This is a genomic window from Coleofasciculus sp. E1-EBD-02 (assembly GCF_040218245.1).
GTDB lineage: Bacteria > Cyanobacteriota > Cyanobacteriia > Cyanobacteriales > Coleofasciculaceae > Coleofasciculus.
On record NZ_JAVJQN010000124.1, the window covers coordinates 25,414 to 46,793 of the forward strand.

Consider the following 21,380-nt stretch of genomic DNA (forward strand, 5'->3'; position numbering starts at 1 on the left):
GATGCCTAGGAAAAAAATTTATAACGAGCCTAAACGACGGTTCACAATGACTTTGACAGAAACAGCGATAAATTGGCTAGAGGAAGAAAGGGTAAAAATAGGGGCAAACAGCCTCAGCGATACGATTGAGCGAATGGCGCGAAACAGAGAAAAGCTACTCAAAATGTCTAGCGGTGAGTAGCTTTGAGTAGAGATTAGGTTACAGTTGTCAACCCTTCACGACTTTCAGTAAACCGGGTTTGTAGGGGCGGGTAATCGGATTTTCTTTTCGCTATTGATTGATAGTAACCTTTGTACAAAACCCGCTCTGACTGAGTGATAAACCTTCTGCCCTCTGCCTTTTGCTCATGAGTCCAGTCATCACTACCCTACTCGCTGAGTTTCTGTCTCAACCCAATATCGAGTCTTCTCCGGCTTGGGAGTTTCTAAATGGGTGTGCTATCCAAAAGCCAATGCCGACTCTGTTTCACTCGCGCCTACAACGGAATCTGGTTAATTACATCAACCGTCATACTGACGAGTTTGAAGCGGTTCAAGAGTTACGCTGTTTAGTGCCTCCCTACTCACCCGTGCCGGATATTTCCATTATTGCGATCGCGCGTCTTCCTGATGAGGATGAACCGTTCGATGGCACACCAGACTGGCTGATTGAAATTCGCTCCCCTGACCAAAGTACCCTAGACTTACAAAAGAAAATTATCCATTGTCTGAGCAATGGCACACAATTAGCCTGGTTAATTGACCCCACCCGTCAACAGATATGGGTTTGGCAGGGAGATGACCTGCCGATGGTATGCTCAGGATCGGACAGGTTACCAGCTTTGGGTAATTTGCCTGAACTTACTGTCAATGCTGTAATGGCAATGACTCGAGGACAGGAATCGTAGAGAGAGCGAGTATTAAAACAGATAATATATTTTTTATTCCCAAATAGCCAAAATTCTAACAATGGCAATCGAAATTGAACGAAAATTTTTAGTGAAAGGCGATCAATGGCGCACCCTTGGTCAAGGAATGCTCTATCGTCAAGGTTATATTTCTACCCAAAACCTGACGACGGTGCGCGTGCGTTTAGTTGGAGATCAGGGCTATCTGACGATTAAAGGGAAAACCGAGAATTTTTCCAGAGTCGAGTACGAGTATCCTATTCCCGGATCAGATGCTCAAGAAATGCTAGAGACATTGTGCGATCGCCCTTTAATTGAAAAGACACGCTATCGGATAGAGTGTCAGGGTTTAGTCTGGGAGGTGGATGAGTTTATCGGTGAGAATGAAGGATTGATTTTTGCCGAAGTAGAACTAACGCAAGAAAATCAAGATGTAGACTTACCGGATTGGATTGGTAAAGAAGTAACTGGAGATCCTAACTATTACAATGCGAATTTAGTTCGCCATCCCTTTAGTCAGTGGTTATAAGTGTAGGGGCGGGTTTAGGGACTAAATTCAGATATTCACCAATAAATTCACAACAAAACCCGCCCTGCCTCACCAATTAGGGGCTGCTGAATAAGTCTTGTGGTGGGGAGAGGCAATAGGCAATAGGCAACACCTCGGCTTCGCTCGGTGTGTCATGGGCAATGGTTTCAACCCTCTGTCGAGCGCTGTCAATTCACAACAAAACCCGCCCTGCCTCACCAAACTGCTGTATATATTCTGCCGTTATTTCAGGCTTTTCCAGGTGCGGGACATGACCACAGTCATCAATCCATATTAGTTGAGAATTAGGAATAGCCGCTTCAAACTTGTGAGCATATTTTGTTCCCAAAATTCGGTCATCTTTCCCCCATAAAATCAACGTCGGCTGCTGAATTTGGGTAAGTTTTTGACCAAACGGCGGATATCCGCCACTTTTGGTAAATGAAATTAATGCCTGATGCCATCCCGGCATTTCTAGATGCAGTGCCGCACAAAGTAAAGCATCAACAGAAACAAATCTGGGATCACAATAGGCGTTCTTACTAATATTTTCCCGCACCTTGGGACGCCGCAGAAACTCAACCGCCCAATGATCAAAGGGGGGAAACAACAATTTACCAATAGGCGGGGGACTGGTGAAACCTGCACTATCCAGCAATACCAGCTTTTCCACCGCTTGGGGATAAGTTAAGGTGAAATCGATCGCCGCCGCCCCTCCCATCGACGCCCCAACTAGAATTACGGGGACTTCTATTTGGGTTTTCCAGAAATAGTAAAGATGAGTGGTAATGGCGCTGGCGCTAAACTTGATCCCAGATGTGCGATCTGTAAAGCCAAATCCCAATAAATCTACCGCCCATGTTTCCTGGTGTTCAGCTAATTTGGGAAACAGGCGGCGGAATTCAAAGATGGAACTATCAAAGCCATGTAATAACAGGATGGGTGTTCCCCCTTTTCCCTGGTGAACATAAGTTGTGGCAATGGGTTGGGGGTTCAGGGGTGTGAGAATATCTTGGCGTGCGATCGCCTGGGCAAGGTCAATTGAGGTAGACTCAGTAAGCTGCTGGATTTGGGCGGGAAGGAAATTGGCAAACATGAAGTGAAAGTGAGTTTCGACCCAACAGTAGGCTCAATGGGCGGGTTTAGGAACAAATATTGGAAATTATATCAAGTCTTGTTCAATTTTGCATTCATCGCTAGAAGTCCAAGTAGAGATGTTGCATGCAACGTCTCTACAATGGTGCGGATGTATCCTAACAGCTATGGCGATTAAAATAACTATCATAAAAGTAAAATTTAAAATTTATCGAGGATAAAATTAAAATTGTTTACTAAAATACCTTTGATCCAGATAAGTAGATTGGTGGAAATAAACTTAACTAGATTGAATTTTGTCAATACGTCTCAAACCCTTACATAAACGTACCTTGCTTCTTTTCGGGAAGCGAATATTACGAATGACAATCCCCACCGTTAACTTTAATTGTCCCTACCTACTTACTCTGTTAGTCTGTCTGGTGCTAATGGCTACAGCAATCCTGAATACGAACTGACACTCTAGGGGATGTTAGTCTGAAGTAGGGTTTTGATTATCTATGCACCTCCTATGTATATCAAAACAATATACCACCTAATTGCCCAGGAGTTGAGGCAAACGTCCCTGGGAAGCATCCTGATTATCCTCCTTGTTGTGCCAATTGCCGCAATGGTAGGGTCAGTGGGATATTTGACGTTCAGCAATGGACAAGCTTTCCATGGGGTAGCTTCTCAATTAGCTTACGAAATTAGCGATCGCGTTCAGCCATCCCTCGCCCCTGAATCAGCGACTTCTCATCTGAGTCCAATCAGTTTACCCAATCGACCAGCTATACAACCCGATCCAGTCAACTCGAACATTATAAATTTTATCGGCAATTCCTCTAGTCATGTAATTTTAGCTAAAACCAACAAATTTTTCCAGCATAACGCTATTAACACGCGCACGACGATTAGTTTATGTCTAGGACTATTCGTGACCACGACATGGATGATCATTTTGATCACACGTTGGCTAAGGAAGTCAACCTCCCAGTCGTTTAGCACAGTCCAAGAAAATGCTCGTACTAAGGACTTATTTGAATCGATATTTAATGAATCGGCTGATGGCATTTTTCTGGTCAATGCAGAAACTCTGGTAATTTCCGATTGTAATCGCCGTGCTGTGGAACTCTTTGAAGCCCAAAGTAAGCAAGAATTACTCAATACCGAGGGGCATCTTCTCCAAAAAAAAAGATTTACAACCGGAGAACTGCGTTCTATCGCCAATCAGGTTAAACGCTACGGCTTTTGGCAGCAAGAGTTAGAATATGTCAGTAAAAAAGGTAAGGTATTTTGGGGTAACTTAGCCATTCGGCAAATTGATGTGGCAGGTCAGCCAATGCATCTGGTACGGGTGACCGATATTACCCCACGAAAACAAGCCGAAGCAGCGCTACGGATTCGCCAACGCCAAGACGCCGCGATCGCACAACTGGGTCAAGAGGCATTAATTGAGGCAGATTTATCACTCTTAATGGATTGGACAGTCACTCTGGTTGCCCAAACGTTGAATGTAGACTATTGCCAAATTCTGGAACGTTTACCCAATGGTGAGGAATTGCTTCTTGTCGCCGGATTCGGTTGGCAAGCGGGATTAGTGGGTCAAGCTACAGTGAGTGCTGGAAAAGAATCTCAATTCGGTTATAGTTTGATCTGTTGGGAACCGATTATTATCACCGACTTACCCACAGAGACACGGTTTCAGGGTTCACCTTTACTCCAGGATCATGGGATTGTCAGTGGGATGAGTACGAGAATTCCCGGTCAAAATCAACCCTTTGGCGTATTAGCGGTTCATACCACCCAAAAACGCCAATTCACCGATGATGATATTTACTTTTTGCAAGCGATTGCCAATATCATTGCCACAGCCATTGAACGCAAACGCACAGAGGAAGCCTTACGAGAGAGTGCGGTGCGGGAGAGAGCGATCGCGACAGTCTTGCAACGGATGCGTCAAACCCTGGATATTGACAAGATATTCACAGCGACAACAGAAGAATTGCGCCATGTCTTGAACTGCGATCGCGTCGCCATCTATCGGTTTAATCCGGATTGGAGTGGCGAATTTGTCGCCGAGTCTGTGGCGGAGGGTTGGGTGACGTTAACCCTCGAACAGCAAAATAACCCTGATCTCAAAGCCGATGCTTTAGAAGAAGAACGTTGTACCCTTAAAACCTTGGATGGCTCAGAAAACCTCTCGATTTCAAGTTTCTATCCCCAACTTTACCCGCCTTATTCTTGTCCAAACCCTAACATTACCAATCTCCAATCCGATAACTCGCTACAGGATACCTATCTAAAAGAAACGCGAGGCGGTGCTTACAGCCAAGGTGCAAGTTATCGAGTCGTCGAAGATATTTATAACGCTGGATTTACGGACTGTTATATCGAACTCCTTGAACAATTCCAAGCCCGATCCTACATTATTGCTCCCATATTTTGTGGTAAAAAACTTTGGGGATTACTTGCCACCTATCAAAACTCCAGTCCTCGCGCTTGGCGAAAATCGGAAATCAGTGTCGTGGTGCAAATAGCCACTCAGTTTGGCGTCGCCGTACAGCAAGCACAATTATTACAGAAGACTCAGGAACAAGCGTTAGATCTAGAACTCACTTTAAATCAACTCAAACGCACCCAAGCCCAATTGGTTCATAGCGAAAAAATGTCCAGTCTGGGACAAATGGTGGCAGGTGTAGCACACGAAATCAACAATCCAGTTAGTTTTATTTACGGTAATTTGACCCCTGCCAAGGAATATTTTCAAGATTTAGTTCGTTTGATTCAAACTTACCAAAAGACCTATCCCACTCCCACAGCAGAACTTCAACAACTTATAGAAGACATTGACCTAGACTTTCTGCTCGACGATTGGCAAAATTTGCTCAAATCCATGCAAATTGGCACTGATCGCATCCGTGCCATTGTTCTCTCGTTAAGAAACTTCTCCCGCTTGGATGAAAAAGAAATCAAGAAAGTTGATATTCATGAAGGGATTGATAATACCCTTTTAATTTTACAGCATCGGTTTAAAGCAGTGGGTAATGCCCAAGGGATTCAGGTGATTAAACACTATGGTCAACTCCCATTAGTCACCTGTTATGCCAGTCAATTAAATCAGGTATTTATGAATATCCTGAATAACGCGATCGATGCTTTAGAGAACCAACCATCACCCCGAATAATTACTATCTCTACTGAAGTAGAAACTGGCAGCAAACAACCAACCACGGATGATGTAAGAGCGACAAGTGACTTTATTGTTATCCGAATTGCCGACAATGGTTCGGGTATCAACGAAGATATTATGCCGAAAATATTTGACCCATTTTTCACCACTAAGCCTGTGGGTAGTGGCACAGGGTTAGGATTATCGATTAGCCATCAGATTGTCGTCGAAAAACACCAAGGGCAAATTTGTTGCATTTCGACTCCGGGACAAGGCACCGAATTTATCGTAAAAATTCCATTGTGATTGGTCATTTGTCATTTGTCATTCGTCATTTGTCATTTGTCATTTGTCATTATCTTCCCCATTTTCCCCCTGCTTCCAGACGTAGCATGCTACGTCTCTACATTGCTTCCCCAACTCCCCCTGCACCTTTACCGCCAGCGCAATTGTAAATACCCACGTTCAGGTTGCTGCAATTCCTCATCGGTTAGCCATTCCACAGACTTATACGTCCCGAAAACCCGATCCCACCAATCGACAGCTAAACCAAAATTGTGATGCCACATTTGATATTTGTGGTGAACATAGTGAACAGGCATTTTCATCCAGAAACACTTGGTTGGATTTTCGTGCTGTAGCTGATGAGCATAGGCAGAAAAGGCAGCATAAAAAAGTCCACCCAGGAACCAACCGAGTCCAACTTGCCACGAATAGAAAAATAGGAGGCACATAACAATAAAGCTACCCCGCACATAATCCCGGAACTCCCACAGCACTCCCTGTCCTTCGTTGCGGCGGTGGTGATCCCGGTGACGTTCACCAATGCGGGCATTCGCGTGCATCAAGCGATGCATCCAGTACTCCACGAAGGAAGCGAGGACAAATGCCAGAACAAAACAGATGATTGGGCTAATCAACTCTTTTTCCTCACACGTTCGACTAATGAATTGAGCGATAATTTGCTTATCAGTATATTATCCATCATTTGTCATTCGTCATTTGTCATTTGTCTTTTGTTATACTCGCTTCCCGAAAAGCACTCTAATCGGGGCGGGTTTAGTTATATCAGGGTGACAAGCAAATGTTAATGGTAAAACCCATCTGGATCGATATCTGCCCATGGCGTGGCGCTTATTTATCCCATACGTCTGCTGTAAATACCTGTTCCATTGAGACTTGTTGAATTCATTATCCCAGAGGAGATGATTAGCTGTCTCAGATGCTGCTTGATGAAATATAGATGAGTATTCGGCTAGAAACATTTCCAGGGAGGTGAAACCCAATGGGTTTAACTCAGAAGCTGGGGTGGGAAGTCCTTTGCAGTATGTAAGTGTAACCATTGATTCGACCACGAAGATGTTCGTTTGATCTGTCCGGACCTATCACTCTGAATAAAAAAGCCCGAAACCCTTGCGGTTACAGCATTGCTCTTATGGACAATTCACAAGACTTGATCTTATTGTATACCACATCAGTTGACTCTCTCCGGATAAAAACTTACCCATTTTTGGGTAGCAATGGGTAAATGTGTCAGTGTTTTGGTTACAGTTACTCACCCCATTCTGCCCAATGTGAGAGTACCAGCGAGGCGTGAGTTTAGTCAACTGCCCCACCCACAAGGGGATGGGGCTTGTAACTAGGCGAGATTAATCTCGCCCGAAACATAGGGCGCATTGACTGACGCCTGCTCTTGCGTCCCCTGAAGGGTACAAGAGAGAATGTAGTCGTCTCGGACATTAAGAGCAGCATTAAGGTCAGCGTGAGTCTGATAGCCACAATTGTGACAACAGAAACGAGACTTGTGACGATTTGTTCGCCTGATGTGTTTGCAGACATTGCACTTTTGAGAGGTATAGCGAGGATCTTGATGGACGACTCGCTTACCCAAAGCTTCTGCTTTGTAGGTTAAAAACTGCTCTTGCTGATAAAATGCCCAACTCCCCAGCCACTTATTCATCTTCTTGCCCCGTCGCCGATTGCGAATACTGGACAAGTCTTCAAGTACAAAAACTGCTATTTCTGGCTGGTTGGCTAGCTTCTTACTCACACAATGATTCGAGTCCTTCATGAACCGCTTCTCGCGTCCCGACATCGCTTTTAAACGACGCTTGGCGCTACGAGTGCCTTTTTGTTGGAGCTGACGGCGATTGTATAAGTAGCGTCTTTGTACACCCCGGATTTGGGATGAGCTAAAAAATTGACCGTCAGAGGTAACAGCCTGATGATACAAACCTCGGTCAATTCCTTGTATTTCTCCTTTCACCTGTGGAGGGTCAACCGTTTCAAATACTAACCTTACCCAAAATTGTTTGTTGTGTTTTGAGTAAGTTATGGTTCCACTGCGAAACTCCCAAGTCTCAAAGATTTCTTTGAAGTGTTCCGGCACATTCAGGAGCAGTTTTTCACGCCTACCAATACACGAAAGGGTTAATTGATGCCCCCTCAGTGTCATGGTGCGCTTGTCGTAACGCAATCCTGATGTTGGCTTTTTCTGAGGATGGCGCTTGAATTTAGTGGCTTTAACTGCCTCCATTGCGTTATCCCGAATCGTTTGCAGGAGAGCAGATGGCACATCGGGATATTGCCATCTGAGTGAAGCATACAAAGCCTTGTGAGCTTGGTTTTTGTTGTACGTCCGTTCCTTTAATGCCCAGTCAATGTGCTGATTAAAAATATCAGCACAAAACCCCATCAGAGGCAGAAACCGTTTATGGGGTAAGTTGACGGGGATGGATACGGTACGCTTCACGGTTTTACCTCCTACATCCTTGATCGACTTAGATTAGCACAAAAAGTTATGTATTTTGACAGAGGCTAACTGTCACCCCGATAGATTATTGGCATGAGAGCGGGGTATTGAACCCCGTCGCCTGCGGAGCCTCTCAAGCTTTATCATTCCCTTATTTCGTCCCTTCTGCCTTCTGCCTTTTGCGATATTACATTTTGCTGATAATCTTCTGCACAATCTGCATGCCCGTCACCGCTTGCCAGCCAAACAGTCCTAAAAGCGCCGCATTTAGAGCGATATGGCTATAACGTGCCCAATTCTGACCTTTTTGCATAAAGGGTGTCAGAGACGCTGACGTGGCAATGATAGCAGTCATACTTAAGCCAACCAGCAAGTGGGGACCGAAAAACAACTTGCCGTTGTTGATATAAGTCACCGCCATTGCACCAACGGTACTAATCACCATAAAGGCTAACAGGGCTGAACCAATTTGATGGTGTTTGATATTGTATTTGCCCTTGACTAGCTCTTTGCGGAGTTCACCTTCTGCCGTTCTCGTCTGTTGAATTTTGATCCCCAGATACAGGGCATAAATGGCAGTTGCCAGCAAGAGCCACATCACTATAGGGTGAAAGAATTGGGAGTAAACTTTAATCGGTTCTGGGATGTCGAAGTTCATAAGCTTCTTGGAGCAGTTTTAATATAGTGACAAAAGTTAACATAGCATAGCTGCGGTTTCGTCTAAAGTCTGATAACGAAACTGGCTTCCCTCCCAAGAGGTAGATTTCCCCTGCAATTAGACAACAGCGATGATCCAAAACATTGATGGCTTACTGCTGAAAGCCGCCCAAAGTGGTAACTTGACCCAAATCCAAGCCCTACTGAGTCAGGGGGTGAATATCGATGCAACCGATGGCGATGGCACAACAGCATTGATGATCGCCGCTCAACGAGGTTATACCGAAATCGTGCGATCGCTCATTGCCGCAGGTGCTAATGTTAACCTGCCGCGAAAACGGTACAATTTAACCGCACTCATGCTAGCCGTCGCCGCGAATCAGGTGGATGCAGTGGAAACGCTAATTGCCGCAGGTGCTGATGTTAACGCCAAGAATGAAGATGGTAGCACGGCGCTGATGGTGGCGGCACATAAAGGTCATCTCACACTGGTGCAACGGTTATTAGCAGCAGGTGCTGATGTCAATATCCAAGATAAAGATAACGATAACGCCCTGAAGCTAGCGGCGGAAAGTGGTCATGTTCAAATTGTCAACCTCTTACTTGAAGCTGGGGCAGATGGCACACTCAGTTCAGAGGCATTGCTGCTAGCGGCGAGTGAGGGTCATACTCAGATGGTGAACCGATTGCTGGAGGGGGGGTTTGATGCCAATACTCGCAACGTTGATGGCAGAACCGCACTCATTCAGGCGGCGGAGTTAGGCTATTTACCGATTATTCAGTCATTGTTGGCGCATGGTGCTGATGTCAATTTGCCAGATGAGGATGGTGAAACGGCGCTGACGTTAGCGGCGGATCAAGGGCATACGTTAGTGGTTCAGGCTTTAGTCGCGGCGGGTGCGGATGTAAATCACCCCAATCCCAGGGGGGGAACGGCGCTAATGGCGGCAGCAGCCGGGGGTCATTGTGACATTGTGCGGGCATTACTGGAGGCGGGTGCAGAGATTAATCTCCAGGATGCAGATGGGGAGACAGCCTTACATTTAGCCTCGGTAGAAGGGCATACGGCAGTTGTGGAGGCGTTACTCCAGCGTAATGGTAACGTAGACCTGAAAAATAAGCTCGGTGACACCCCACTGATGCTAGCTGCTTTACATGGTCACACAGAGATTGCGATCGCGCTAGTGCAACATGGCGCTGACGTAAATGCCACCAACCAAGGTGAAACCCCACTTACCCTTGCCCTATCTCAGGGATATCCCGAAACGGTAACAGTATTGCTCCAAGCCGGGGCAAATGCCAATCTGACCGATATAAAAGGGAAAACCCTGTTAATGAAGGTGGCTGATCAAGGGGATAGTGAACTGATACGCTCATTATTAGCAGCCGGGGTTGATGTGAATCAGCGAGATAGTGCGGGGGCGACAGCCTTAATGTGGGCAGCCCATCGCGGTTATATCCCTGCTGTGAAATGTTTATTAGACGCAGGTGCGGATGTCACCCTCAAAAATCGGGGGGGCTATACGGCGATGATGATTGCTGAATTTAATGGGTATCCGGAAGTCGTGGGGGTTCTCAAAGCTGTAGGGGCGGCGGAGTAAAAAGGGATAGGGGAGATGGGGGAGATGAGTTTGTAGAGACGTTCCGGTGGAACGTCTGGGCGGGTTTAGGGACTAATATTGGTTGTTATCCCTAGCTTTGCTGCAAAACCCGCCCCGATAGAGTGCAAGAAATATTCGACAAATGACGAATGATAAATGACAAATGACAAATGACGAATGACGAATGACGAATAAATCATGAGTGCGCCATCGCTATACTGGACGCTGATTCGTTTAGATCCCATCGCTGGATGTAAACGAGAGGTTATCCCAGCCGCGAAAACGTTCTGCCAAACTCAATTTTCCCAATTCGTCTCTGAGGGAACTGTTCCAGACAAACCAATTCAACGCCAATTAATCCAATGGAGTCGCGGTGAGGAATCAACAGATTATCCCGAATTTTCCACCCTCGCCCAACTCTGCTTGCGCTGCTTTGTTTCCCGACAAATTGAACAAGTCTGTGTTCAACTTGAAGTCAAATTTGGTAACAATCATGGTTTCAATCGGTATGATTTATTTACCTTTGTCCTTACCGATTTAGGGGTTGACAAAACGCCCACGCTTACTCAATTTACTTCTTTAGCCACAGACATTTTACAAACCTTTGACCCCGAACGCGCTAGTCTGACAACTTGGACGAATCGCTTGGTGAAACAGCATCGGGAATTGAATCGTTTTCTCTTGGAACAAGGAGTGTATTTAATTAGTGATTGGGCAATTTTAAACGATACGACGCCCAATCAACTCTCACGCATCTATCGGGAGTTTTATCACCTAACCGATCGCGAAATTCAGCAGGCGCGTATTCTGCTCAAAAGTTATCATAGCATCTACCGTCGCGATCGCATATCCTCGAATCAAACGGGACAATGCGCCTTACCCACGCCAGCACAGCTTCAGCAGATGGCGGATCAGGTGTATCGGAAAACCAACATCCGACTATCTCCTCCCGATATTATGGAACAACTGCAAACCCTAGCCCAACGGCTACGAGACTATCGCCTGTCTGTGAGGCGGGGAAAGTTACCCAGTCAATCCCTTGATGATCCTACTGTCAGTCTTAACTTGCACCAGCCATCCACCATTGATGAGACAGAACAACTCTTTTTAACCGCTTATCGTCAACAATTTGTCAGTTGTTTAGATCAGGCAATTCAGCAAGTTATTGAGGAGCAACGGGTTCAGCTCAATCGGAAAAAATCGGAGAAATGTCAGCAATTTATAGTGGCATTACGCGGGTTTCACTGTCAAGGAAAATCCATGGCAGATATTGCCAGTTTAGTGGGATTAAAGGCGCAGTATCAAGTAAGTCGGCTGTTGAAACTCAAGCAAATCAGAGCCGCCGTGAGGGGACAGATGCTCAACTGTTTGTTGGAGTGTATTGTAGACTTGGCAAAAGCTTGTACTGATCCAGAGCAAATCATAGCACTTGATCACCAGATTGAACAGGTTTTAGCAGACGATATTGACAAAATGATTCAGGAGGCAGAAATTGAGGCTGAACTTAAGAACAAAAAGGCTGCATTAAAAAGTTTATTTGCTCAACGAATTTGCCAATATATTGATCGGTTTGATTCGTGATTAGGGTTTGGGCAATCATCCGAGGGAGTATCTCAGGGAAGCACACAAGATTCTTGTCAACGCCATCGTTATAGTTTGTAGTAAAACCTAACCCTACAATTCTATTTCATAAGACACACCGAGCGTGTTACCGAGCGTGTTACTGAGCGTGTTGCCGAGCGAAGTCGAGGCAAGCCGAAGTAAGTCGAGGTAAGTCGAGGTGTTCCCTATTCCCAAAAATTGCATACCTATCTTAGGCTCAGAACTATAGAAGAATAGAGGAAATGATTCTCGCCTGTTTCAGACAGTAAACCTAGTTATAAAATTAGCGTCATGATTAACGACTTCAGTGACAGAACACTTGAATTTGAAGCCTTACCCATTACGACTATCACTCTAGAGGATACTCAAATTCAGCAGGCAAAACACCTAATCCAACCGATTCAGCACGAATCCCGACAATGGCAAGCCTATTTAAATGCATTAGCCCTATTTGGCTTTAAACAATGGCTTCAGGATTGGGCGTCTGATCTGCCTATAGACGATAAAGACTGTTCAGTGTTTTATCCGGACTATGCCAATATTTTGGGAGCCGTTTGCCAGGTAAAAGTCGGTCATTTTAACCTTGACATTATTCCGATTGGATGCTTAGCATCAGAGACGGTTCCTGTTCCCAGAGCCATCCTTGATTTACCTGAATTTACTGCACATTTCTATATTATTGTGGAAATATTAGAGGAACTTAAACAGATTCAAGTTACGGGATTAATTCGCTACGATCAATTACAAGCACAATTGGCGACAACTCAACTTGCTCCAGAACCTGATTGGACCTATAATTTACCTCTAGATTGGTTAGAAAATCCCGATCGCCTGCTACTATACTTGCGCTGTCTCAACCCGGAAGCGATTCAGTTACCCGCGATTCCCCCAAGGAGTCAAGAAACAGTATCCGTCGCTCAATTCGAGCCACTTATCCCCCAATTGAAATCAGACGATTGGGAATTATCGGAGGTATTAAATTGGGAACAAGCTGTGGCTATTTTCACAAATTCTGAGTTAAGACAATGGTTATTGAATCCAAAGCCAACAGCTTCAACAACGCTACAAAGGCTGCAAGAACCGCTGATTAATGTGGGACTTTGGTTGAATGATGAAATTGACGAACTATCCCAGAAACTATCATGGGTTCTATTACCTGCACTAACGCCAGACGCTGTTCCCTTGCGATCGCCAACTCAAGAATTAAATGTTCTTCTCCAGCAGCTAGAACGCACAGGTAAAGCGATTCCACCTATAGCGCGGGGGGGGTATGCTGATTTTATGCTAGGAAATAATGCCTTACGCCTCTATGCTATCACTTGGTCGCTGATCTCACCTGACAATCTCCCTGCTTGGACATTATTATTAATTTTAGGAGCAACTCCGGGGACAACGATTTCCCAGCCTATCCAATTTTTCTTGAGGGATTTAAATAGTATTTTAATTGAACGAGTTCTAGAACCTCATTCAGAGGAAACATATATTTATGCTCAAGTAGGCGGTACAGTAGAGGAAGCATTTACGGTTACATTATCTAATGAATCTGGAGCATCTTTAACTTTGCCTCCTTTTGTTTTCCGCCCCAATTGATTGTTAATTCTAGCCGCTCTTTCTCCCCTCTTGCTCCCCTCTCCCAAGCTTGGGAGAGGGGCTGGGGGTGAGGGCTGGCGTGGGAGAGGGGTTGGGGGTGAGGAGTTAAGCTTAAGTTAAATTTCACACCAATGACAAATGAAAAATGAAAAATGAAAAATGACGAATAACAAATGACAAATGACAAATGACAAATTTTTAACAATTCGACGATTTAATCAAACCTGTGTCTTTGAATTATCATGGGGAAAAGGACAACAACTGTGCGCGACAGTTCCTTACCCGGAATCGCTGAGTACATTTTACCAAGAATGGCAGCGAATTTACTTGAGTTATTATCAATCTGCCTTGCGGGGATGGATTGAAGGGAGTGGAAGTTTAAGCACACCTCCGATTGATTGGCACACTAAATTAGTACAAGCCGAAGCTAAATTATTATCTGAGTTCCACCATTGGTTACGTCGTGCGGAATTATTTGAAATTCGGGCTGAAATTGCTAAGTTTTATCAGCAAACCCCTCTCCCCAGTGACAACCAACCGCTCACAATCAATTTATTTTTAACCTGTCATTCTGTGGACTTAGAACGCCTACCCTGGGAAGCCTGGGAAATTGGTGCCGAATGGTCAACGTCTGACCGAATTCGCCTAGCCAGAACCCCGGTAACGATTCGGCAAGCTGCTGGTACTAACTCTCAATCTCGGCGGAAAAAGGTAAGAGTATTAGTGATTTTAGGCGATGATACTGGACTCAATTTTCAAGGCGATCGCGCAGCGGTGCAATCTCTATCTCGAATAGCCGATATTGAGTTTATGGGTTGGCAACCGGGACAGGATATTGCGGAATTAAAGCTGCAAATATCAGCAGCAATTGCTGATAAACAGGGATGGGATGTTTTGTTATTTGCGGGACATAGTAATGAGACACCGTTAACGGGCGGAGAATTAGGAATTGCTCCCAATGCTTCTATTTCAATTCGGGACATCATCCCCCAATTACTCTTGGCAAAAGAGCGAGGATTACAGTTTGCCTTGTTTAATTCCTGTCAGGGATTAAGTCTTGCCCATTCCTTAATTGATTTAGGATTATCCCAAGTCGCTGTGATGCGCGAACCCATCCATAATGATGTGGCGCAGGTATTTTTATTGCGATTTCTGCAAGCATTAGGACAACATCAAAATGTACAGGAGTGTTTAATTGCCGCCTGTCAAGTGCTGAAGTTGGAAAAGAATCTTACCTATCCTTCAGCTTACTTAATTCCTTCTTTATTTTGCCATGCCGAGGCTGAATTATTTCGGATTCCACCTTCTGGTATAAAGCAGCAGCTTAAGCAGCTTTTACCGACATCGAAAGAGGCGATCGCGCTATCTTTGCTCACGGTACTCAGCCTATCACTACCTATACAGGATTGGTTATTAGAACGGCGAGTTTGGGTTCAGGGGATATATCGTCAAATGACTGGACAAATCTCAACAACAAAACCGCCTCCGGTGTTGTTAGTACAAATTGATGAAACCTCGATTCGACAAGCGGCTATTGCTGATCCCAAGCCGATGGATCGTCAGTATTTGGCAAAGTTGGTGGATAAGTTAAGCCAAACCGATGCTAAAGTTGTGGGAATTGATTATTTATTAGATCGTCCTCATGGGGAAGATGACGATAGTTTAGTGCAATCGTTGCAAGCGGCTGTACAACAGAAAACACCGACAACCTTTGTTTTTGCGTCGGTATCTCATGAGACAGAAGGATGGTTAAATGTACTCCCCACAATTGCTAGTCCGAATTGGAGTTTATCGGGTGAAATTCATCTGCTGTTTTGGTATATGAAACTGGTATCACCAGAGGGTTCGGCGTCTGAGAAATTGCCGTTTGCTTATGTATTAGCCTTGGCGCATGAATTGACTCAAGTCACTGAATCCAATTCGCCCTCGGTTATTACTCCTCAACTGACAAGTCAAACGGAGTTGTTATCTCAAATTCGCGAGGATTTCAAAAACAGAAATGGACGAGATTATCGGGGTGTATTTTCGGCGCGATCGCAACGTCAGTCAATTACTGGATTTTCTTACCAATTTGGTCAAATGTGGTTCCATCCCATCATTGACTTTTCCATTCCACCTGCACAGGTTTATCAAACGATTCCGGCGTGGGAACTTCTGGAAGATTCAGCCATGTCGCCGCAATTGATGAATGTGTCTCAGCAGGTGGTGATGATTGCACCAGGGGGATATGGGGAAGCGGGAATCAAGCACGAAGGGGAGGATTTGTTACCGTTACCTGTCGGATTGGGGTATTGGTTTGAAGGGCGCAAGACGGTGACAGGTGGGGAAATTCACGCTTATTTAATTCACCATTATTTAAATCAACGCTTTGTTGTCCCAATTCCGGATTTATGGATGTTGGTGTTAGCGGTAGTATTGGGAAAGGGGATATCATCGGTAACAGGATTGGGGTTGAGAGTAACGCCGAGAAATGTTAAGGGGAAACGCTGGGTAGTTTTCGTGAGTGGATGTGCGATTTATGGCGGGATTAGTTTACAGCTTTATATTACCAGTGCTATGTTGTTACCTTGTTTGATTCCTGGGGCAGCTTTGGGGATTTATCTGCTACCGATAAGCCGTAAATAGTGTAGCTTAATGACAAAGGACGAATGACAAATGACAAATGACAAACTAGGTTTATTGTTAATCACGTTAACCAGTTGCCTGGTTGGATATCAGCTAGTTCTACCCAGGATAATGCTGGCTCAAAATCAACCCTTACCCTGGTCAGAGTTATATCAAACTGACTCATCATCCGACAATACCACTGAACCCCCAGCGCGGGGAAGAACGGGAGGAAGTCGAGGTCCCGTTTGTCCAATTTCTCCCGCCTATAATCCCTTAGCGATTCCCTTAGTTTGGAGTAATCGCCCATTATTTATGTGGCGAGTCAAAGATGGAGAACAGATTGGCAAATTTGAACTGTGGCATCATGTTACTCAGGATGTGGTGTGGAGTAAACCAGTGAGTTCATCTGAGACTACGCTTTTGTATGATGGGGAAGCGCTGCAACCGGGAGAGCGTTATTATTGGGTATTATTTACCGAGAATTCTGTTCCCCTTTACCGACTCGCCTTTCAGATGGTGGATCGACAGACACGCGATCGCATCTCTTCGGATTTAATGACGATAGAGGCGCAATTGCAAGAAGAAGGAGCGTCAGCCGAGGCGATCGCTTATGCTAAAGCCGAATATTTTGCCACTCGTCAGATGTGGGCAGATGTGTTGCAACAGGCATACAGTGTAGAAAATCCGTCAATGGCTTTGACTGACTTTCTTCAGATAACTCGCCAGCAGTTTTGTTCGGGTTAATTAGGATGTTGGGTTTGCGGCGTCAATCCAACTTATGATCTATTCCAGGATAGCGGAATAACCTATTGGTGCATAGCATCTTCCCCTCAGATGTATAAACAGGTAGAAACCCTTAAGCGGCTATCGATATGACGAATCCCTTAATTCAACTCAACCGCCGTTCTCTCAAAGGAGTACTCACCCTCCTTTCCCTCACCAGCGCCATTTTCATCTCACCTGTTGCGATCGCGGGTGAGTGGGTGAGAGTCAAAACCGACACAGACAATAACGCCTATCACGTTGATGTCTCCACGATTGAAGGCAGAGGGCGCTTGCGCTACTTCTGGTCAAATGTAGTCTACGGACAACCCAACCCGAATCTCGTACCTGGGCAAGAGGTATACAGCACTACATATTATATAGCGGTGGATTGCCAGAATCAGATTTATCAGGTGCGTTTTGTGCGGTTTCTGGATGCTAACGGACAAACAATTGAAGATTATAACTATGGAGAAGATGGCAGAGGAGGTAGACCTGAACCCGGTTCTGCCGCAGAAGCTTCACTCAAGTTTGTTTGCTCAAGGTAATATCGCAGTTTTCTGGGAGCATCCCATTTTGGAAATAACATTACCTAAAACAATGGTATTTCAATAGTTTCAGCCAGGATTTTTTTTAGGCTAAAGCCTTGGCTACAGACTTAATTGGGCAAGGCTACAATAGTACCATAGAATTGGCGAGATTTCTGAGCGCACGTCAGTGCGCCCCTACGTTATGGCATAAAAATAAATGAACTAACACGATTTTTCCTTCCTCAATTAACCCAACTCAATGGACTCAGTGATATGATCCAACAATTGCAAACTGATTCAGCCTCCGATATCATCTACCCCGACAGCGATGGTCAACCTATGGCAGACAACACCAAACAATTTCGCTGGATTGTGACAGTTAAAGAAAATATAGAAATATTATTTGCGGCTAATGCTGATATATTCGTAGCTGGCGATTTACTTTGGTATCCTGTTCAGGGAAAACCCAAAGCTTGCCAAGCCCCTGATGTGATGGTTGTCTTCGGTAGACCGAAAGGTGACAGAGGTTCCTATCAGCAATGGCGAGAAGAGAATATTGTCCCCCAGGTTGTCTTTGAGATTCTCTCCCCAGGAAACCGTGCCAAAAAGATGGCAGAAAAACTCTTATTTTATCAACGTTACGGTGTTGAAGAATATTACATTTATGATCCAGATGACATCGAATTAACTGGCTTATTGCGGTCTGGAGAATGGTTAGACCCCATTGAAGATATGAATGGATGGGTGAGTCCACGATTAGGAATACGGTTTGAACTCACCCCTGATACCCTGGTCATTTATCGCCCCGATGGACAACGATTTCTTACTCCAGTTGAACTCGATCATCTCCGAGAACAGGAACGTCAACGGGCAGAAGAAGAACGTCAACGAGCAGAAGAAGAACGTCAACGCGCCGAGGAAGCAATGGCTCAATTGGAACAAGAACAACAGCGCTATCAAGCGTTGATGGAGAAACTACGAGCTAGAGGAATTGACCCAGAACAATTGTAAGTGTGGTTCACTCAGACAAATTTAAATTGTGTAAGTAAGTAGTGGCGTGGCACACCTTAATTGGTGGATTAGAATTGTAGGGGCGCATGGCGTGCGCCCAATTTCACGGTCAAATCTATTCCACAATTTTAGCTGTGTCAGTCCACTACATACCGGAAACTCGCCTACATTTTGTTTAAGCTAAAGTCCTGACGACGAACAGCTCAACTTGTGCATAGCAATTGATCCCTCAGAAGTATAGAGGATTAGAACGCGAAGACTGAGGATCATCAATCATGAGTCAAGTTTCTCTCCGCCAGAGTACATTAGTTCTTTTATCCAGCCTCTTGGCACTTGGTACAGTTGCCTGTGGTAATCATAATCCGATTATTTCTACCAGCGAAGCTGCCAATACTCTGCCTAAATCAAAAACAGCGAAAGAATCCTCAACTCCTCAGCCATCGCCATCCCAAGCGGCGGCAAAACCCCCTAATTTTTATCAACAAGCCCTGGATACAGCCACAGGTGCAACGGTGATTGGGGAACAAGCATTCGTGCGCGAGGATTGGGCGTTAGCGACAAGTCGTTGGCAAGAAGCGATTCGATTATTAAAGGCTGTACCTACCTCTAGCTCAGACTATGGGGCGGCTCAAACCAAGCTGAAAGAGTATCAAGGGTATCTCGCCGTCACCCAAGCCAAAGCCGCACCCCCACCGTCGAAATCCTGCCAGTGGTTACGGCACAGATGTATCAAACCTCTGGAATCGCCAATTCTCTCAGCCAAGCCAGCCCTAAATCAAAATCTCAACGCCAAAAAGTCCGTATTCACAAACAGATAAGTCGCATTTTAATCGCCGTTCTAGGGTTATAAATTTGTTTCAATAGCTTCTTTGTAATTTACGCCGCTGTTTGGGCAACATCTTACTATATTTATGACCAAGCTTCTACAATACTGAATCAAGCAGCTCAACTAGCCAGTACGATAGAAAACCCTAAGACAAAAGCAACCGTGTTGCATCAAATAGCTGTACAGTATGTAGATCCTTCAGCTTTTTATTCAGAAATATCTAAATATTCAGTCTATTCTCTTTATCGAATACGCGGCGTATCTTTTGATTATCGAAGAGACTCAAGGGAGGGAAAATTCAATAGGCTAGAATCAGCTCTTAAAGTTGCCAATGTTATAGAGATTACTGAATTAAAAGATGAAACTTTAATTAAGCTGGGTGAAGAATACGCTGACACTTGGCAGCATGAGCAAGCTCTACAAGTTGCTGATGCTATAAACGATGGTTCTCTCAAAAGCAAAGTATTGTCAAAGCTAATCATTCAGAATGCCATAGCTGAAGTACAAATAAATAGCAATAGTGGTCGTCAGAAAATAAACTTCAGATCTATGGACGGCAAATTGGTGAAGAGATTCCCGATTGGAGTCAGGATATTGATTTAGCCAATCCAACTGAACCAACTCCCATCGAAACGGATTTATCTACCAGTACAGCTAACGATGAACCTCAAGATTTGAGTTCATTCGTCACTTCTCCAGCCAAAATCAATACCCACAAAACATCTACCCCGGAAACATACCAGGTTACTGACAATTATCAAAACCCGCCTCAAGAACAGGAGGCGACAGAGCCTCAACCGAGTCTTTCCCAAACGCAGTAGACCTAAATTAAACTCTATCACCACTTCTGGTCAAGGCATCAATTCTACCCATTTTGCTCAATTACCCCTCGCCACCCCAGTTCAGCTACACATCGTCAATAATGAACCTCGCCCTGTCTACGTTAGTGTTTTAGTCATTGATGCTACAGGGGAGATAACCCTCTTGTTTCCCCATCAATGGGCGGTGATAGAGGATGCGGCACAAGTGAAAGCAGGTGAAACGCTGTTGATTCCCAACCCTAGTCGAGATACGTTTCACCTGCAAACCCAAAAACCTCTGGGTGTAACCGAGGTTCTAATTATTGCTAGCGTTACGCCTGTACGAAATGCTTTAAAAGCGTTACAAACTATCGTCAAGCGTCGAAATTTGGACAGTGAACCTGTGGTACTTCCTGCCCCGATTGAGGTGATTGAACAATTGCTGTCTGATTTAACCCCAAGTCGTGACTATTCTGTCTCCGTGACTTCAGGAATTAGCCCGGTTGATACTAGCCAATTCGCGGCAATGTCGATCACGTTTGAAGTTATATCAACACTCAATTAAAGAGGTAGATCTCACGTTGCGGTTCGAGACTGGCTGTGGCGCGATCTGGTAACTCCTCCATCGGCATAGGAATTGCACCCCTGATCCGAGCCTGGTTAAAAGCCGCGCGATCGCGAATATCCAGAATGGTCAATGCCGATTCTTTCGTTACCAAGTTCGATAAGGAAATGTCTCGGTTGAGGCTATGCTTGCCTTGAAAAGCTGTAAACCAGAATGGGTAAGGGTTTTGGCTTAAGTTGACACGGATACCTGCTTGCACTAATCTGTGTCCACTCAATTAACTCGGGTCGCCCTTCGGTCAGGGCGGGTTTAGTCGCATCTGGGTAAAACTAAAACAGTAGTGGTGAAACCCGCCCCTACACCAGCGTCAAATTGTGCCACTGGAGAAATCTTGATTACTATTAAGTCTGGGAAG

Annotated in this window: 19 protein-coding genes; 13 read left to right on the plus strand and 6 right to left on the minus strand. The window is 45.0% G+C overall.

Annotated elements, in window-relative coordinates; all coding sequences use genetic code 11:
* Positions 1-347 precede the first annotated feature (347 nt).
* Positions 348-887, plus strand: a complete 540-nt coding sequence (locus RIC07_RS20290) for a Uma2 family endonuclease (protein WP_446396098.1) — start codon at positions 348-350, stop codon at positions 885-887.
* A 61-nt stretch (positions 888-948) separates the two neighbouring features.
* On the plus strand, positions 949-1,416 hold the full coding sequence (locus RIC07_RS20295) for a CYTH domain-containing protein (RefSeq protein WP_446396099.1): 468 nt from the start codon (positions 949-951) through the stop codon (positions 1,414-1,416).
* 193 nt (positions 1,417-1,609) lie between these two features.
* Here the strand turns inward: RIC07_RS20295 and RIC07_RS20300 are convergent, their stop codons facing one another.
* Complete coding sequence (locus RIC07_RS20300; protein ID WP_446396100.1) at positions 1,610-2,512, minus strand: alpha/beta fold hydrolase; 903 nt, start codon at positions 2,510-2,512, stop codon at positions 1,610-1,612.
* Between the two features lie 510 nt (positions 2,513-3,022).
* On the opposite strand from RIC07_RS20300, the gene RIC07_RS20305 reads away from it, so the two are divergent.
* Positions 3,023-5,968 carry a GAF domain-containing sensor histidine kinase gene (locus RIC07_RS20305; protein WP_446396101.1) on the plus strand — a complete coding sequence of 982 codons (2,946 nt, stop codon included), beginning with the start codon at positions 3,023-3,025 and terminating at the stop codon, positions 5,966-5,968.
* Between the two features lie 128 nt (positions 5,969-6,096).
* On the opposite strand, the gene RIC07_RS20310 is transcribed toward RIC07_RS20305, so the two are convergent.
* From RIC07_RS20310 to RIC07_RS20325, 4 genes are all read right to left on the minus strand, one after another.
* Entirely contained in the window at positions 6,097-6,582 is a 486-nt protein-coding gene (locus tag RIC07_RS20310; protein ID WP_006098637.1) for a sterol desaturase family protein, read from the minus strand.
* A 99-nt stretch (positions 6,583-6,681) separates the two neighbouring features.
* Positions 6,682-7,005: a hypothetical protein gene (locus RIC07_RS20315; protein ID WP_446396102.1), complete on the minus strand. Its 324-nt coding sequence runs from the start codon at positions 7,003-7,005 to the stop codon at positions 6,682-6,684.
* Positions 7,006-7,301: 296 nt separating this feature from the next.
* Entirely contained in the window at positions 7,302-8,414 is a 1,113-nt protein-coding gene (locus tag RIC07_RS20320; protein WP_446396103.1) for an RNA-guided endonuclease InsQ/TnpB family protein, read from the minus strand.
* A 187-nt stretch (positions 8,415-8,601) separates the two neighbouring features.
* A complete protein-coding gene (locus tag RIC07_RS20325) occupies positions 8,602-9,072 on the minus strand; it encodes a DUF4079 domain-containing protein (RefSeq protein ID WP_446396104.1) in 471 nt (156 codons plus the stop codon).
* 130 nt (positions 9,073-9,202) lie between these two features.
* Here RIC07_RS20325 and RIC07_RS20330 point away from each other — a divergent pair, with 130 nt between their 5' ends.
* The 10 genes from RIC07_RS20330 to RIC07_RS20375 all read left to right on the plus strand — a co-directional run bounded on the left by RIC07_RS20330 (position 9,203) and on the right by RIC07_RS20375 (position 20,965).
* Entirely contained in the window at positions 9,203-10,672 is a 1,470-nt protein-coding gene (locus RIC07_RS20330; RefSeq protein ID WP_446396105.1) for an ankyrin repeat domain-containing protein, read from the plus strand.
* A gap of 198 nt (positions 10,673-10,870) precedes the next feature.
* Complete coding sequence (locus RIC07_RS20335; RefSeq protein ID WP_446396106.1) at positions 10,871-12,253, plus strand: hypothetical protein; 1,383 nt, start codon at positions 10,871-10,873, stop codon at positions 12,251-12,253.
* Between the two features lie 312 nt (positions 12,254-12,565).
* Entirely contained in the window at positions 12,566-13,864 is a 1,299-nt protein-coding gene (locus RIC07_RS20340) for a DUF1822 family protein (protein ID WP_446396107.1), read from the plus strand.
* 180 nt (positions 13,865-14,044) lie between these two features.
* Positions 14,045-16,489, plus strand: coding sequence for a CHASE2 domain-containing protein (locus RIC07_RS20345; RefSeq protein WP_446396108.1), 2,445 nt, complete (start codon positions 14,045-14,047; stop codon positions 16,487-16,489).
* A 30-nt stretch (positions 16,490-16,519) separates the two neighbouring features.
* On the plus strand, positions 16,520-17,215 hold the full coding sequence (locus RIC07_RS20350; protein ID WP_446396109.1) for a hypothetical protein: 696 nt from the start codon (positions 16,520-16,522) through the stop codon (positions 17,213-17,215).
* Positions 17,216-17,343: 128 nt separating this feature from the next.
* On the plus strand, positions 17,344-17,781 hold the full coding sequence (locus tag RIC07_RS20355) for a surface-adhesin E family protein (RefSeq protein WP_446396110.1): 438 nt from the start codon (positions 17,344-17,346) through the stop codon (positions 17,779-17,781).
* Between the two features lie 255 nt (positions 17,782-18,036).
* The gene (locus RIC07_RS20360) at positions 18,037-18,774 is read left to right on the plus strand and encodes a Uma2 family endonuclease (protein ID WP_446396111.1); all 738 of its coding nucleotides are present in this window, start codon (positions 18,037-18,039) and stop codon (positions 18,772-18,774) included.
* A gap of 275 nt (positions 18,775-19,049) precedes the next feature.
* Positions 19,050-19,592 (plus strand): hypothetical protein, encoded by a 543-nt coding sequence (locus RIC07_RS20365; RefSeq protein WP_446396112.1) that lies wholly within the window; start codon positions 19,050-19,052, stop codon positions 19,590-19,592.
* Between the two features lie 170 nt (positions 19,593-19,762).
* Positions 19,763-20,203 carry a hypothetical protein gene (locus RIC07_RS20370; protein WP_446396113.1) on the plus strand — a complete coding sequence of 147 codons (441 nt, stop codon included), beginning with the start codon at positions 19,763-19,765 and terminating at the stop codon, positions 20,201-20,203.
* Positions 20,204-20,458: 255 nt separating this feature from the next.
* Positions 20,459-20,965, plus strand: coding sequence for a DUF4384 domain-containing protein (locus RIC07_RS20375; protein ID WP_446396133.1), 507 nt, complete (start codon positions 20,459-20,461; stop codon positions 20,963-20,965).
* On the opposite strand, the gene RIC07_RS20380 is transcribed toward RIC07_RS20375, so the two are convergent.
* Positions 20,958-21,242, minus strand: a complete 285-nt coding sequence (locus RIC07_RS20380; RefSeq protein ID WP_446396114.1) for a rhodanese-like domain-containing protein — start codon at positions 21,240-21,242, stop codon at positions 20,958-20,960. The genes RIC07_RS20375 and RIC07_RS20380 overlap by 8 nt on opposite strands.
* Between the last annotated feature and the right edge of the window lie 138 nt (positions 21,243-21,380).

Bases quoted from the DNA above. Each gene is read 5' to 3' on its own strand.
- RIC07_RS20330 (WP_446396105.1), top strand. From the start codon at position 9,203: ATGATCCAAAACATTGATGGCTTACTGCTGAAAGCCGCCCAAAGTGGT.
- RIC07_RS20305 (WP_446396101.1), top strand. From the start codon at position 3,023: ATGTATATCAAAACAATATACCACCTAATTGCCCAGGAGTTGAGGCAA.
- RIC07_RS20315 (WP_446396102.1), bottom strand. From the start codon at position 7,005: ATGGTTACACTTACATACTGCAAAGGACTTCCCACCCCAGCTTCTGAG.
- RIC07_RS20365 (WP_446396112.1), top strand. From the start codon at position 19,050: ATGAGTCAAGTTTCTCTCCGCCAGAGTACATTAGTTCTTTTATCCAGC.
- RIC07_RS20300 (WP_446396100.1), bottom strand. From the start codon at position 2,512: ATGTTTGCCAATTTCCTTCCCGCCCAAATCCAGCAGCTTACTGAGTCT.
- RIC07_RS20295 (WP_446396099.1), top strand. From the start codon at position 949: ATGGCAATCGAAATTGAACGAAAATTTTTAGTGAAAGGCGATCAATGG.
- RIC07_RS20350 (WP_446396109.1), top strand. From the start codon at position 16,520: ATGACAAATGACAAACTAGGTTTATTGTTAATCACGTTAACCAGTTGC.
- RIC07_RS20290 (WP_446396098.1), top strand. From the start codon at position 348: ATGAGTCCAGTCATCACTACCCTACTCGCTGAGTTTCTGTCTCAACCC.
- RIC07_RS20325 (WP_446396104.1), bottom strand. From the start codon at position 9,072: ATGAACTTCGACATCCCAGAACCGATTAAAGTTTACTCCCAATTCTTT.
- RIC07_RS20360 (WP_446396111.1), top strand. From the start codon at position 18,037: ATGATCCAACAATTGCAAACTGATTCAGCCTCCGATATCATCTACCCC.
- RIC07_RS20355 (WP_446396110.1), top strand. From the start codon at position 17,344: ATGACGAATCCCTTAATTCAACTCAACCGCCGTTCTCTCAAAGGAGTA.
- RIC07_RS20335 (WP_446396106.1), top strand. From the start codon at position 10,871: ATGAGTGCGCCATCGCTATACTGGACGCTGATTCGTTTAGATCCCATC.
- RIC07_RS20345 (WP_446396108.1), top strand. From the start codon at position 14,045: ATGACAAATGACAAATTTTTAACAATTCGACGATTTAATCAAACCTGT.
- RIC07_RS20340 (WP_446396107.1), top strand. From the start codon at position 12,566: ATGATTAACGACTTCAGTGACAGAACACTTGAATTTGAAGCCTTACCC.